The organism is Microbispora sp. NPDC046973 (assembly GCF_040644495.1).
GTDB lineage: Bacteria > Actinomycetota > Actinomycetes > Streptosporangiales > Streptosporangiaceae > Microbispora.
Genome location: NZ_JBEYWQ010000008.1, coordinates 208,536 through 221,306, shown reverse-complemented (window position 1 = coordinate 221,306; position 12,771 = coordinate 208,536). Strand labels below are relative to the sequence as shown.

At 73.2% G+C, this 12,771-nt stretch carries 11 protein-coding genes; 7 read left to right on the top strand and 4 right to left on the bottom strand.

Translation table 11 applies throughout. From position 1 onward, the window contains the following. The first annotated feature begins 135 nt into the window (after nucleotides 1-135). Nucleotides 136-687 (top strand): TetR family transcriptional regulator, encoded by a 552-nt coding sequence (locus tag ABZ860_RS18095; RefSeq protein ID WP_357221254.1) that lies wholly within the window; start codon nucleotides 136-138, stop codon nucleotides 685-687. Between the two features lie 24 nt (nucleotides 688-711). Here ABZ860_RS18095 and ABZ860_RS18090 read toward each other — a convergent pair whose 3' ends face one another. Further along, nucleotides 712-1,587 (bottom strand): helix-turn-helix transcriptional regulator, encoded by an 876-nt coding sequence (locus ABZ860_RS18090; protein WP_357221251.1) that lies wholly within the window; start codon nucleotides 1,585-1,587, stop codon nucleotides 712-714. 149 nt (nucleotides 1,588-1,736) lie between these two features. On the opposite strand from ABZ860_RS18090, the gene ABZ860_RS18085 reads away from it, so the two are divergent. Beyond that, nucleotides 1,737-2,663: an alpha/beta hydrolase gene (locus ABZ860_RS18085; protein ID WP_357221248.1), complete on the top strand. Its 927-nt coding sequence runs from the start codon at nucleotides 1,737-1,739 to the stop codon at nucleotides 2,661-2,663. Here ABZ860_RS18085 and ABZ860_RS18080 read toward each other — a convergent pair whose 3' ends face one another. After that, nucleotides 2,664-3,560, bottom strand: coding sequence for a CPBP family intramembrane glutamic endopeptidase (locus ABZ860_RS18080; protein ID WP_357221245.1), 897 nt, complete (start codon nucleotides 3,558-3,560; stop codon nucleotides 2,664-2,666). A 145-nt stretch (nucleotides 3,561-3,705) separates the two neighbouring features. On the opposite strand from ABZ860_RS18080, the gene ABZ860_RS18075 reads away from it, so the two are divergent. Together ABZ860_RS18075 and ABZ860_RS18070 are read left to right on the top strand one after the other, a co-directional pair. Next, entirely contained in the window at nucleotides 3,706-5,679 is a 1,974-nt protein-coding gene (locus tag ABZ860_RS18075) for a sensor histidine kinase (protein ID WP_357221242.1), read from the top strand. Nucleotides 5,680-5,759: 80 nt separating this feature from the next. Beyond that, the gene (locus ABZ860_RS18070) at nucleotides 5,760-6,416 is read left to right on the top strand and encodes a response regulator transcription factor (RefSeq protein WP_357221466.1); all 657 of its coding nucleotides are present in this window, start codon (nucleotides 5,760-5,762) and stop codon (nucleotides 6,414-6,416) included. A gap of 19 nt (nucleotides 6,417-6,435) precedes the next feature. Here ABZ860_RS18070 and ABZ860_RS18065 read toward each other — a convergent pair whose 3' ends face one another. Beyond that, nucleotides 6,436-8,301: a potassium transporter TrkA gene (locus ABZ860_RS18065; protein WP_357221239.1), complete on the bottom strand. Its 1,866-nt coding sequence runs from the start codon at nucleotides 8,299-8,301 to the stop codon at nucleotides 6,436-6,438. Between the two features lie 61 nt (nucleotides 8,302-8,362). Here ABZ860_RS18065 and ABZ860_RS18060 point away from each other — a divergent pair, with 61 nt between their 5' ends. Further along, a complete protein-coding gene (locus ABZ860_RS18060; protein WP_357221236.1) occupies nucleotides 8,363-8,950 on the top strand; it encodes a nucleoside triphosphate pyrophosphatase in 588 nt (195 codons plus the stop codon). A 10-nt stretch (nucleotides 8,951-8,960) separates the two neighbouring features. Next, nucleotides 8,961-9,815, top strand: a complete 855-nt coding sequence (locus ABZ860_RS18055; RefSeq protein ID WP_357221233.1) for an EI24 domain-containing protein — start codon at nucleotides 8,961-8,963, stop codon at nucleotides 9,813-9,815. Here the strand turns inward: ABZ860_RS18055 and ABZ860_RS18050 are convergent. Then, on the bottom strand, nucleotides 9,788-11,380 hold the full coding sequence (locus ABZ860_RS18050; RefSeq protein ID WP_357221231.1) for an ABC-F family ATP-binding cassette domain-containing protein: 1,593 nt from the start codon (nucleotides 11,378-11,380) through the stop codon (nucleotides 9,788-9,790). The genes ABZ860_RS18055 and ABZ860_RS18050 overlap by 28 nt on opposite strands. 307 nt (nucleotides 11,381-11,687) lie before the next feature. On the opposite strand from ABZ860_RS18050, the gene ABZ860_RS18045 reads away from it, so the two are divergent. Beyond that, nucleotides 11,688-12,770: a DUF4192 domain-containing protein gene (locus tag ABZ860_RS18045; protein ID WP_357221228.1), complete on the top strand. Its 1,083-nt coding sequence runs from the start codon at nucleotides 11,688-11,690 to the stop codon at nucleotides 12,768-12,770. Nucleotide 12,771: the final 1 nt, after the last annotated feature.

Here is a 12,771-nt window from a genome sequence, read left to right as displayed (position 1 = left end):
TGGGCCTGCCGATCATGGACACGTCATCGGCTGGCGCTGTAACTACCTCAAAGCTGTAACACTTAATGGCGTAATCGCCCCATGACGGTGACATTAAGTTCCGCCAGGTGCTACGTGCAGGGGTATCTTGGGCGGGTGAGAGCAGACGCGACGCGCAACCTGGAACGCGTCCTGAGCACGGGCGCCCGCATGCTCGCCGACGACCCCTCGGTGACCGTCGCCGCCATCGCCGCCGCGGCAGGAGTGGACCGCCGCACCGTCTACCGCCGCTTCGCCTCCCGTGAAGACCTCATGGCCGCCGTCTACGCGGCGCGCTACGACGCGGTGGAGGAGGTCATCAAGGCCGCCAGGCTGCACGAGGCCCCGGTCGCGGTCGCACTGCATCTCTACGTCGAGGGCATCATCGCCGTCAACCGCAAATGGCCCGTGGAAACGAGCCGTATGCTCCGCGAAGTGACGCTCCGCGAGCGCCGCCGCCGCCTGATCGACGACGTCGACGCCTTCCTGCGGCGCGCGACCGACGAGGGCCTGCTGCGCTCCGACCTGCCGCCCGGCTGGGTGGCCACCGTCCTGCCGCCGCTGCTGGAACAGGCCGCCGAGGAGTTGTCCGAGCTGAGCGCCGCGCAGGCCGCCGACGTCGTGGTCGACACGCTGCTGCGAGGCGTCGGCGTCCCACCGGCGCGCTGACCCCCCGCGGTGGTGGCGTGCGGGTCATCCGGACGTGGGGGACAGGCTGCCGCTCGGTCGCCCGGGCGCCCACGAGGTCAGGATGCGCAGCGCGTCATCCGATGGCGAACCGGACTCGGCCGTGAGGACCATGAGGCGCTGTCCCGAGCCGTCGGGACTGCTCCACGTGTCGCAGTCGAGGGTGAGATCGCCGACCAGCCGATGCCGGTAGCGCTTGGTGCCGTAGGCGGCGTTGTTGACGCGCTGCTCCGCCCACCAGGTGCGGAAGTCGGCGTCCCGCACGGACAACTCGCCGACGAGCCGGGCGAGCTCCGGGTCGCGGGGATCGGCCGCGGACTCCATGCGCAGGGCGGCGACGGCGTCGCGGGCGTCGTGCTCCCACTCCAGGTGCATGCTCCGCATGATCGGGTCGCAGAACAGCAGATAGAGGTAGTTGCGCCGGTCCACCGGGAGCTGCGAGAAGTCGATGTACAAGGCGGCGGCGCAGGCGTTCCACTCGAGGATGTCCAGCCGTTTGCCCAAAACGACGGCGGGGGTCGCGGTGAGCTGGTCGAGCAGGCGCCGCATGGCAGGGCGCACGCGTTGCGGGGGCCGGCGCCTGCGAGGCCGATCGTCGGCCTTGCCGGCCAGTTGATACAGATACCGCTGCTGGTCGTCGTCGAGGCGCAGTGCGCGGGCCAGCGTGGCGAGCACGGAAGCGGACGCCCGGACACGGCCCTGCTCCAGCCGTGTGTAGTAGTCGACGCTGATCGCGGCCAGCTGGGCGACCTCCTCACGGCGGAGCCCCGCGACCTTGCGCCGGGAGTCCTGCTCGGGCAGGCCGAGGTCCTGCGGGGCCAGTTGTGCCCGGCGGGCCTTGAGGAAGGCGCCGAGTTCGCCGGGGCCGGATGCGCTGGTCATGTCCTCCATTGTGCGGACCTGCGGTGGCGGGGATGAGGGGCAGGTTTTTTCCCAGGCAGAAACTCGCCGCTTTTGCCTGTCCGGGGTCGCGACGACTGTGGACACGTGCCCGGCATCGTGCCGGGCCGGCCGACCACTCGGAGAGTTCCATGGCGAAGATCGACATCACCTTCCACAGCGCCGGCATCCCGCTCGCCGGCCATCTCCACCTTCCCGGCACCCCGGCCGAGGGGCCGCGTCCGGCGATCGTCGTCGGACATCCCGGCACCGGTGTGAAGGAGCAGGCCGCCGGCCTCTACGCCCGCCACCTGGCCGAAAGAGGGTTCGTCGCGCTCGCCTACGATGCGGCCTTCCAGGGCGAGAGCGGCGGCGAACCGCGCGGCCTGGAGGACCCCGCGCAGCGGGTCGAGGACCTCAAGGCCGCCGTCTCCTTCCTGACCGGCCGCGATGAGGTCGATCCGGACCGCATCGGTGTGCTCGGCATCTGCGCCTCCGGCGGCTACGCCCTCGCGGCCACCGCGGGCGATCGCCGCGTCAAGGCCGTCGCCACCGTCAGCGCCGTCGACGTCGCCCGTCAGTTCCGCCTGGGTGCCGACGGCGCCCAGGACCCGGCCGTGTTCCCCGGCATGCTGGACGCCGCGGCCCACGCCCGCACGGTGGAGGCCCGGGGCGAGGAACCGCCGGTGCTGACCCTCTTCCCTGACACCGTCGAGGAGGCCTACGCGCTCGGCGGAGAGCACGGTGCCGAGGGCTTCGAGTACTACCGCACCGAACGTGGCCGGCACCCCCGCTCAGCGGGCTTCCTCACCTGGAACAGCATCGACAGGATGGCGTCCTTCGACGCCTTCGCGCCGATCCCGCTGATCGGGGGCCGGCCGCTGCTCATGATCGTCGGCACCCGAGCCGTCACGTCCTGGATGAGCATCGACGCCTTCCAGCGCGCCACCGGCCCCAAGGAGATCCACTGGATCGACGGCGCCAGCCACGTCGACCTCTATGACAAGAAGAACTACGTGGATCGCGCCGTCGAGAGGATCGCCGGGTTCTTCGGCGAGAACCTGAGCCGGACGGCCTAGCTAGCGGGACGAGCGGGGGCGCCGCCACAGGCGGTGGGTCAGGAGCACGGCCACGGCCAGCCCCGCGGTGGTGAGGGCGCCGCCCTCGCCGACCATCCAGGCCGATCTGTCGTGCGCCGACGTCATCGCCTCGGCCACGAAGTACAGCGACGCGTTCATCGTGGCGTGGAGCACCAGGACCGGCCAGATGCTCCGCGTGCGCAGGCGCAGCCACACGAGCGGGAAGGCCAGCGTGACGGTCTGGAGCGTGAACATCAGCAGCGCGTACGACACCGGCACGCCCTCCTCCACCGCCCCCGGCACGAACAGCATCAGGGGGTAGTGGAACGAGGCCCAGGCCAGGCCGAGGATCACCGCGGTCGCGGCCGGGCCCCTGCGCTCGGCGAGCCTCGTGACGAGCAGGGAACTCCACCCCAGCTGCTCGCCGAGCGCCAGGACGACGAACGGCGCCACCCCGGGAACGAGGCCGAGCACCACGCCGAGCGCCGGATTCAGCCCGGTGGACGCGGCGAGGTTGCCCGGATCGAAGCGCGCGGCCCCGGTCAGCCAGGCCGTGCCGTACGCGAGGCCGGTGCCGAGGACGGGCACGGCCCACGCGGTGCCGAGCGTGCGCCAGGGCACCCGGTGGAAACCCCAGTCGACAGCGCGGACGCCTCCACCGGCCAGGCACGCGGCGAGCGCGGCGAGCGCCGGCATGAACGCCTGGCTGTAGACGGCGATCTGAGTGCCGATCGGGGCGTCGCCGATCCGGTCGAGGTCGGCGCCCTGTGAGACGGCGAGGGCCACGACGGGCAGCACGAGGGCGGCCAGGGTGACGCCGTACACGGCGAGCCGCGGCCGGCGGGCGGCGGGAGCGGTGGCCTCGTTGACGATGGCGGGTGACGTGGTCGTTCGCATGGGCCGATTCCAGCGGCCCGGCGGTCCCGTCCGCCTGAGGACCGGGTCCCGTTCGCGCCCCGGCGTCCCGGCGCGAGGGGGTCCCGGGTGGGACGGGACCCGGGTCCCATTCCCGTCGAGGTGAGGAATGTCCAATGATGTCCTGATGCGAACTGGTGCGTGGCCCCGACGGCTCTGGGCGATCCCCGTCCTGTGCGGGGCAGCCGTCGTCGTCGGCATCGCGCTCACCGCGGCCGTGTCCGTGCCCGACACCACCTATCTGGTGCTCGACGCGGTCGTCGGCCTGACCTGCCCCGCGGTCGGCGTGCTGATCCTGTCGCGATGGCCGCGCCACCCCATCGGGTGGCTGTTCTGCCTGAGTGGCGCCGGGCTGGCGCTCCAGGCGCTGTCCGGGGGATACGCCGCGTACGCCCAGTGGTGCGGGCTGCCCGGCGCCCTGCTCGCCGCGTGGGTCACGAACTGGGTGTTCTTCACCGGTTTCGGGCCGCTCCTGCTGCTGCCGCTGCTGCTGCCCGACGGACGGCTGCCGTCGGCACGGTGGCGACCGGTGCTGGTCGCGGCCGTCGCCGCGATGGCGGTGCTGCAGGTCATGCTCATGCTCCGCGACCGCGTCTGGGTCTGGGGACACGAGGTGCCCAGCTCCTTCGGGTTCGTCCCCACGGATCCCGTCGCGGAGGCCGCCTTCGGCGTGGTGGTGACCGGGCTGGCCCTGTCGGGGGTCGCGGCGCTGGCCACCCGGGTCACGCGCTCGGACAACCGGCGCCGCCTCCTGCCGGTGTTCGCGGCGGTCGTCGCGGTGGGGCTCTCGGTCGTCGCCGACACCCTGCTGCCGCCCGACCCGCCGGTGGGGGTGTGGCTGCAGGCCGCGGTGCTGCCGCTGTTCCCCGCGGCCACGGCGGTCTCGATCTTCCGCTACCGGTTGTTCGAGATCGAGGTGCTGATCCGGCGCACCGTCGTGTACACGCTGGTCACGGTCGTGCTGCTGGGGGCCTACCTGGTCACTGTGGCCACGATCGGCGCGCTCCTGCGAACCGGGAGCGGACTGATCGAGCCGCTCGCCGCCACCGCCGTCGTCGCGGTGGCGTTCGCGCCCGCCCGCGACGCCGCGCAGCGGGCCGTCGGCCGTCTGCTGTTCGGCAACCGGGGCGACCCGGCCGCCGCGCTGTCCCTGCTCGGCCAGCGCCTGGAGTCGTCGGCCGACCCGACGCGGCTGCTCGACCGCGCGGCGGAGACCGTGGCGCACACGCTGCGGCTGCCCGCGGTCGCCGTGCTCGCCGCCGACGGCACGCCGGTCTGCGCCGAGGGCGGTGTCCCCGCCGACGGCGTACGGCTCCCGCTCATGGTGGGCGGACGCGTGGAGGGGGAGCTGCGCGCGGCCCCCCGGTCGCCGGGCGAGGCGCTGTCGGCGGCCGACCTGGCCGTGCTCGACGACCTCGCCCGCCAGCTCGCCGTCGCCCTCGCCGCCGTACGTCTCGCCAGGGAGGTGCAGACGTCGAGGGAGCGGCTGGTCATCGCCAGGGAGGAGGAACGGCGCAGGCTCCGCCGTGACCTCCACGACGGTCTCGGGCCCGGCCTGGCCGCCATCGGCGTACGGCTCGACGTGATCGAGGCCACCGCCGCGGACATGTCGCCGGCAATGCGGTCGTCGCTGTCGGAGGTCAGGCAGCTCGTGCAGGGCCTCTTCGGCGACGTGCGGAGGATCGTCCACGACCTGCGCCCGCCGGCGCTGGACGAGCTCGGGCTGGCCGGCGCCCTGGAGGACCTGGCCCTGGACACGGAGGAGGCGGTGGAGGGCGGCCCGGCCGTCACGGTCCGGGTGCCGGAGCCGCTGCCCGAGTTGCCCGCCGCCGTCGAGGTGGCGGCCTACCGCATCACCCAGGAGGCCCTGGCCAACGCCCTGCGTCACGCGCGGGCCCGGACCATCGAGATCGTCGCCCGGATCGAGCGGGACGGGCTGGTCCTGCGGGTCGGCGACGACGGCAGGGGACTGCCCGAGCCGCTCGTCGAGGGCGTGGGATCGGGCAGCATGAGAGAGCGCGCCGCGGAACTCGGCGGCGTGTTGCGCAGGACGTCCGCCCCAGGGGCGGGCACGACGGTGGAGGCGGTGCTGCCGCTGTGATCGACCCCAAGGCCGACCCCGAAGCAGGTTCCAAGGCCGACCCCACGGCCGATTCCCCGGCCGATTCCCTGGCCGATTCCCTGGCCGAGTCCGAGGCCGCCGAGCCGGTGCGCGTCCTGCTTGTGGACGACCACCCGCTGCTGCGGCACGGCCTGCGGGCGCTGCTCGAACAGGTCGGCGGCGCCCAGGTGGTGGGCGAGGCGGGAGACGGCGACGAGGCCGTCGCCCTCGCCCTGTCGCTGCGGCCCGACGTGGTCGTGATGGACCTGGTGATGCCGGGCACCTCGGGGATCGAGGCCACCCGCCGGCTGATCGACCGCGATCCCGGCCTCGGCGTGCTCGTGCTGACGATGAGCGAGGACGACGCGTCGGTGTTCGCCGCACTGCGGGCGGGCGCGCGCGGCTACGTCCTCAAGGGCACGGGCGGGGCGGAGTTCATCGCCGCCGTCCGGGCCGTCGCCCGGGGCGAGGCCGTGTACGGCCCCGCGGTGGCCCGGCGCATCCGCAGGTTCCTGGCGCCGGCCCCGGACGTCACGCCGTTCCCCGAGCTGACCGCCAGGGAGCGGGAGATCCTCGACCTGCTCGCGTCCGGCAGGTCGAACGCGGAGATCGCCCGCGCCCTGTTTCTCAGCCAGAAGACCGTGAAGAACCATCTGACGTCCGTCTTCGCCAAGCTCCAGGTGGCCGACCGGGCGCAGGCCGTGGTGCGCGCCCGCCGCGCCGGCCTCGGCGAGTGAGCGGCGGGGACGACCGGGCTCAGCGCTCGGCGAGGACGATCACGGAGTCGCCGGGCGTGAACGTCACCGCCCGGGACCGGTCCGGGTTGAGCACGACGCCGTAGTGGGGCGGCTCCTCGGACTTCGCCGCCACGCGGTAACCGATCGCGGTCTCGCCACGCCGCAGGGCCGACTCCACGATCGTGCGGAAGGCGACGGGCCCGCCGGTCGTCACGTAGTTCTCCACCGGCCGGGGATAGACCTCCGAGCCCGCGGAGTCGAAGAGGTAGCCGAAGACCTCGGCGAGGTGCGGGTTCTCGGCGAGCTGCGCGAGCAGCAGGCCGATGACGGTGTCGCTGATCACGATGTCGTCGGCCTCGGTGACCTCGGCGAGCGAGCGGTTGTTCTCGTCGTGCATCTCGCTGACGATCGAGTATTTCTCGCCGAGGGTCGCCTGCATGTCGCGAAGCTGCAGCAGCGTCATCAGCGTCCGGGTGTCGGCGTGATGCGGGTCGTACCGGTCGTCGGAGAGCACGATGACGTGCTGGTAGACACCGACGCCGAGGGACTCCAGGGCGTACCTGTCGGTGCCGTCGCACTCCTTGACGTTCACCGTCAGGTTGGCGAGGTCGGCCAGGCCGATCCCGGCGGCGGGATGGTCGCTCGCGACGTCGAGCACCGAGCCGGGGGTCACGTAGCCGTCCAGGTAGCGGATGATCCGCGCGGCCCTGCCGTTCCAGCCGAGCATCAGCGTCCGCTCTGCGGCCCTCTCCGGGGCGTTCGCGGGCACGATGTGCCGTTCGTCGGCGGGCTGGGTGCCGTTGGCCAGGCGGATGAGCGAGTCGTCCTGGGCGAGCACGACGAGCTCGTCGGAGGTCCCGATCGCCGTGTCGGCCGGCGGGTTGAGCACCACGCCGCCGGACGTGCGCAGACCGAGGACGGTCGCGGTCGCGTACGCATCGAGGGCCTGGCCGTACGTCCGGCCGGACAGGGAGGGGTCGCGGCGCAGGTAGATCTCGCCGCCGTCGAAGTTCAGCAGGTCCATGCAGACGACGGACATGCCGGACTGGCGGGACGACTGCACGATCAGCCGGGCGGCGATGTCGTCGCTGTCGACCAGGTGGACGCCGGGCCCGCCGGCCAGCCGGGCGGCGGCCATGTTGCGCGAGGACGCGATGGCGGCGACCACGGGAGGATGGTCGCCGGCACGCTTCGCCAGCGCGAGCAGGGTTTTGATCACGTGCGCGTCCGGGTCGTCCTTCTCTGGGGACAGCACCACGATCGTGCGCGCCGTGCTCAGGCTCAGCAGGGCGAGGTCCGTCGGCTCGGTGGGGCGTCCGGTGCGGCAGACCAGCCGCGTCTTGCCGGTGTCGCCCACCCGTGTCCGGATGGCGTCCTCCATGGCCGGCTTGTCCCTGTCGGCCAGGATCGCGATGACCGAGCCGTGCTGGCTGGCGTGCGCCTTCACCAGCTCGGAGACGATCGTGTAGAGCTGCTCGGACCAGCCGAGGATGACGGTGTGGCCGCTTTCGATGACGCGCGAGCGGCCCTTGCGCAGCTCCTCGATCTTGCCGCGCAGGCCGGCGGAGAGCACGCCGACGAGGATGCTGACGATGAAGATGCCGCCGAGGGACGCGCCGAGCATGATGGCGAGGAAGGGCGCCGTCCCGGCGTCCCCGGCGATCTTCCCCGGGCTGAGGGCGTGCATGAGCGACAGCCACAGCACGCCCGGCCAGCCGTGGTACTTGAGCGCCTCGTCCGGGGTCAGCCACATCGTCAGCGCGCCGGCCACCACGATGAGCCCCAGCGACACCAGGGCCAGCCAGCCGATCAGCGCGGCCGTGCCCTTCGCCATGGTGTTGTCGAACCAGTAACGCGCACGCTCTTTGACCGTGGCTTTTGACACCGGCACCCCCGTATGTGATCGGTAAACGCCAGACATAGTAGAAGCGACTAGGCTTCACCGTGTGACGGACCTGATACTCGCCTCCGCTTCGCCCGCCCGCCTCGGCGTGCTGCGGGCGGCCGGACTCGATCCGAAGGTGATCGTCAGCGGGGTCGACGAGGACGCGATCACGGCCGCGACGCCCGAGGAGCTGTGTCTGAAACTGGCCGTGGCCAAGGCGGACGCCGTCTCCCGGACGCTCGGCGGCGGCATCGTGATCGGCTGCGACTCCGTGCTCGAGCTCGACGGCGTCGCGTACGGCAAGCCGGGGACGCCGGAGAACGCGGTGGACCGCTGGCACATGATGCGGGGCAGGACCGGCAGGCTGCTGACCGGGCACTGCGTGGTCGACGTGTCCGCGGGCCGCAGGGTGTCGGAGGTGGCGGCGACCGTGGTGCGGTTCGGCACGCCGTCGGAGGAGGAGATCGAGGCGTACGTCGCCAGCGGGGAGCCGCTGCGCGTGGCGGGAGCGTTCACGCTCGACGGCCTGGGCGGCTGGTTCGTGGAGGGCATCGAAGGCGACCACGGCAACGTGCTCGGCATCTCGCTGCCCCTGCTCCGCCGCCTTTTCGCCGATCTGGGCGTGCCTGTGACGACCTTGTGGCGCTAGCCTGCCCGCCATGAGTGGCATCGGGCGGCCCGCCGGACGGCGCGGCGTCGGCGGTCTCGCCGAGGGAATCGGGTTCTGCTTCCGGGGTCTCGGGTGGGCCGCCCGGCACCCCCGCTGGTGGTTGTTCGGACTGATCCCGGCCCTGATCGCACTGGTGCTCTACGCCCTGGCGCTGGTCTGGCTGGGCACGCACGCGACCGACGTGGCGGCCTGGGCGACGCCGTTCGCGGACGACTGGGGCTGGCGCGACGGGTTCCGCACGCTGGTCGGCGTGATGATCTTCGTGGTGGGCCTCGCGCTCGCCGTGCTGACGTTCACCGCCGTCACGCTCGTGATCGGCGACCCGTTCTACGAGAAGCTGTCGGAGCGGGTCGAGGAGGACCTCGGCGGGCTTCCCGGTGGCGGTGACCTGCCCTTCTGGGCGTCCCTGTTCCGGTCGATCCGCGACAGCCTCGTCACGCTCTGGTGGGTCGTGCTGTTCTCCGTGCCGTTGTTCGTGCTGGGCTTCGTGCCGGTCGTCGGGCAGACCGTGGTGCCCGTGGTGGGGGCGTTCGTCTCCGGGTTCTTCCTCACGGTCGAACTGACCGCGCTGGCGATGGAACGGCGGGGTCTGCGGCGCAAGGAGCGCTTCGCCCTGCTCCGGTCGAACATGTCCGTCTCGCTCGGGTTCGGCGTGCCGCTCTTCCTCGCGTTCCTGGTGCCGCTCGTCAGCGTCGTCGCGATGCCCGGCGCGGTCGCCGGCGCCGCCATGCTCGTCCGCACGCGGCTCGCGCCGGCGCCCGCACCGGGAGGTCGGGCGCCAGGAGATCAGGCACCGGGAGGTCAGGCACCGGGAGATCAGGCCAGGGACACGAGACCGGCGTAACCGGAGTTCCACATGTCCTCGACCCCGTCCGGCAGCAGCAGGACGCGGTCGGGGCGCAGGGCCCTCACGGCCTTCTCGTCGTGGGTGACCATCACGACGGCGCCCTGGTAGGAGGCGAGCGCCGCCAGCACCTCGTCCCGTGACGCCGGGTCGAGGTTGTTGGTGGGCTCGTCGAGCAGCAGCACGTTGGCCTGCGAGCTGACCAGGGTGGCCAGCGCCAGCCGGGTCTTCTCGCCGCCCGACAGCACGCCCGCGGGCTTGCCCGCGTCGTCGCCGCCGAACAGGAACGAGCCGAGGATCCGCCGCACCTCGCCGTCGGCCAGGTGCGGCGCGGCGGCGGCGAGGTTCTGGGCGACGGTGCGCGCCGGGTCGAGGGTGTCGTGCTCCTGCGCGAAGTAGCCCAGTCGCAGGCCGGGCCCGTGCACCACGCGGCCCGAGTCGGGGCGTTCCCGCCCGGCCAGGATCCGCAGCAGCGTGGTCTTGCCCGCGCCGTTGAGACCGAGCACGACGAGCCGGCTGCCCCGGTCCACGGCCAGGTCCACCCCGGTGAGGACCCGCAGGCCGCCGTACGCCTTGGTCAGGCGGATCGCGCCGAGCGGGGTGCGCCCGCAGGGGGCGGGCTCGGGCAGCCGGATGCGGGCGACCTTCTCGGCGCGGCGGACAGGCTCCACCGCGGCCAGCATGCGGTCGGCCCGGCGCGCCATCTCCTTGGCCCGTACGGCCGTCGCCTTGCCGGCGCGCATCCTGTCGGCCTGGGCGTGCAGCGCGGCGGCCTTGCGTTCGGCGACCGCCCGCTGCCGGGCGCGTCCGCGCTCGGCGGCGTCGCGGTCGGCCAGGTAGGTGCGCCAGCCGGTGTTGTGCACGTCCAGCGCGGCTCGGTCGGCGTCGAGGCGCCAGATCCTGTTCACGGTGTCGTCCAGCAGCGCGGTGTCGTGGCTGATCAGGACCAGCCCGCCGGTGCGGCTCGCGAGGAACGACCGGAGCCAGGCCACCGAGTCGGCGTCCAGGTGGTTGGTGGGCTCGTCGAGCAGCAGGGTGGCCTGCCCGGCGAACAGGATGCGGGCGAGTTCGACCCGGCGGCGCTGCCCGCCGGACAGGGTGCCGACCGGCTGGGTCATAACCCGGTCGGGCAGGCCGAGTCCGGCGGCGATGCGGGCGGCCTCGGCCTGCGCGGCGTACCCGCCGCGGGCCTCGAACTCCGCCTCGGCCCGGACGTACCGCCGCATCGCCCGCTCCTGCAGGGCGGGGTCGCTCATGGCCGCCTCGGCGGCGCGCAGCGCGCGCTCGGCCTCGTCGAGGCCGCGGGCCGACAGGATGCGGGCGGCGACGGACAGGGACGGATCGGCCGCCGCGGGATCCTGCGGGAGATAGCCGACCTCGCCGGTCCGGGTGATGGCGCCCGCGGCCGGCTGCAGTTCGCCGGCCAGGGTCTTCAGCAGGGTGGTCTTGCCCGCGCCGTTGCGGCCGACCAGGCCGACGCGGTCGCCGGGGGCGACGTGGGCGGTGACGTCCGACAGCAGGAGACGGGCGCCGACGCGCACGTCGACACCGCGAAGGGTGATCATTTGTTGACGCTCCGGATAAGCTCAAGGACACACGGGTGGCGTGGAAGCGGGTGTCCGAGCTAGGAGATCCGGGGCGTAGACATGGCGCCGAGTGTAGGCCGAGCGCCCGGCCCGGTGCCAACGGTTTTCCGGCCGCCCGCGCTGCTTGGTCATCCCGGTGATTGACCGCCCGGCCGTCCGGCTGCCCGGCGTCCCGGTGACCGGCCGTCCGGCTGCCCGTCCGGCCGGTTGTCCACAGGAGGACGGCTGTCCCCAGAACGCGCTTCGGCCGTCGTGGGGGCGCGGCCGTCCGGCGAGGCTTGCGGCCATGACGATCCCGAAGCTCGTGCTCTCCTCGCCGGCCGACATCCTGGCCGCCGTGCCCTACCTCGTCGGGTTCCATCCCGCCGACAGCCTCGTCGTGACCGGCGTCGCCGGCGCGGAGGTGCGGCTGACGACGCGCTGGGACCTGCCGGTCGCCTCCGGGGACCTCGACCGGCTGGTCGCGCTGCTGCGCCGCGAGGCGGTGACCGCCGCCTTCGTCGTCGGGTACGGCCCCGGTGCCCTGGTGACCCCCGCCGTCGACACGGTGACCCGGCTGCTGCGCGCCGGAGGCATTCCCGTGGCCGAGAGCCTCCGGGCCGAAGGCGGGCGCTACTGGTCCTACTCCTGCGGCAGCGCGAGCTGCTGTCCCGCGGAGGGCACGCCGTACGACACCGAGCGCAGCCACGTCGCCGCCGAGGCCGTGATGCACGGGCTGGTCGCCCTGCCCGACCGGGGCAGCCTGCGGCGCTCGGTCGAGCGGTGCGCCGGAGCGGCGATGCGGCAGGTCACCTCCCGCGTCGTGGCCGATCTGCGGGCGCTGCCCGAGCCCGGGGGACCGGTCGCCGACGAAGCGGCCGCGCGGTTCGTCGCCGAGGGGCTGGCGCGGGTGCGCAGGGCCATCGGCCTGTACGACTCGGGAGGCCGCCTTGACGACGAGGGCGCCGCCCGGCTCGGGCTCGACCTCGCCGTGGTCAGGGTGCGCGACGAGGCGTGGGCGTTGATCGACGACCGTGACGCGCACATCGCGTTGTGGCGCGACCTCACCCGCCGGCTGGAGCCGGGGCACGTCGCGCCCGCGGCCTCACTGCTGGCGGCCGCCGCCTGGCACCGGGGGGAGTGCGCGCTGGCCGGGATAGCGCTGGAGCGGGCGCTCGACGCCGACCCCGGCTATTCCATGGCGCTCCTTCTCCGGCAGGCACTGGTGCACATGATGTCCCCCGCTCTGCTCCGCGACCGCATGCCGACGCCGGAGGAACTCGACGACGAGATGGGCGCTCCCCGGGCGATCTGGCTCGCGCCGCTGCGCGCACTGCTGGCCCGGGACCTGCCCGGTCCGGCCTCCGCATCGGCTCTGCGACGACCCTGAG

Excerpts from the sequence above, each read along its gene's own strand:
- ABZ860_RS18090 (WP_357221251.1), bottom strand. The coding sequence starts at position 1,587 with ATGACCAGCGCATCCGGCCCCGGCGAACTCGGCGCCTTCCTCAAGGCC.
- ABZ860_RS18085 (WP_357221248.1), top strand. The coding sequence starts at position 1,737 with ATGGCGAAGATCGACATCACCTTCCACAGCGCCGGCATCCCGCTCGCC.
- ABZ860_RS18080 (WP_357221245.1), bottom strand. The coding sequence starts at position 3,560 with ATGCGAACGACCACGTCACCCGCCATCGTCAACGAGGCCACCGCTCCC.
- ABZ860_RS18075 (WP_357221242.1), top strand. The coding sequence starts at position 3,706 with ATGCGAACTGGTGCGTGGCCCCGACGGCTCTGGGCGATCCCCGTCCTG.
- ABZ860_RS18055 (WP_357221233.1), top strand. The coding sequence starts at position 8,961 with ATGAGTGGCATCGGGCGGCCCGCCGGACGGCGCGGCGTCGGCGGTCTC.
- ABZ860_RS18050 (WP_357221231.1), bottom strand. The coding sequence starts at position 11,380 with ATGATCACCCTTCGCGGTGTCGACGTGCGCGTCGGCGCCCGTCTCCTG.
- ABZ860_RS18045 (WP_357221228.1), top strand. The coding sequence starts at position 11,688 with ATGACGATCCCGAAGCTCGTGCTCTCCTCGCCGGCCGACATCCTGGCC.